Below are 387 nucleotides of genomic sequence, written 5' to 3' on the forward strand. Positions count from 1 at the left end.
GTGCTCGATCGACCACTCCTCGAGTGCCTTCAGTGGGGCGCGGAGGCTCTGTCCGACGTCGGTGAGCGCGTACTCGACCTTGATCGGCACCTGCGCGGTCACGGTGCGCGAGACGAGGCCGTCCTCTTCGAGGCTGCGCAGCGTCTGCGTCAGCATCTTCTGCGAGATGCCCTGGATCCGCCGGCGGAGCTCCGAGAAGCGCACGGCGTCGTCGCCGAGCGCGCCGACGATGAGGACCGTCCACTTGTCGCCGATGCGATCGAGGATCCGCCGGGTCGGGCAGTCCTGCTGGTAGGGATTTCCCACGAGGGTCGATGTGGTTACCAAAAAGTGCCTACTTCCCGAAGGGTTTCTAGTCACTTATCGTAACTACTGGACATCAACCCC

General features: G+C 63.8%; 1 protein-coding gene. It reads right to left on the reverse strand.

Annotated elements, in window-relative coordinates; genetic code table 11:
* Positions 1-306, reverse strand: a 306-nt coding sequence (locus SB754_RS19385) for a winged helix-turn-helix transcriptional regulator (RefSeq protein ID WP_410784036.1), incomplete at its 3' end; no start/stop codon positions are given.
* Between the last annotated feature and the right edge of the window lie 81 nt (positions 307-387).

Source organism: Leifsonia sp. SIMBA_070 (assembly GCF_046534635.1).
Classification (GTDB): domain Bacteria; phylum Actinomycetota; class Actinomycetes; order Actinomycetales; family Microbacteriaceae; genus Leifsonia.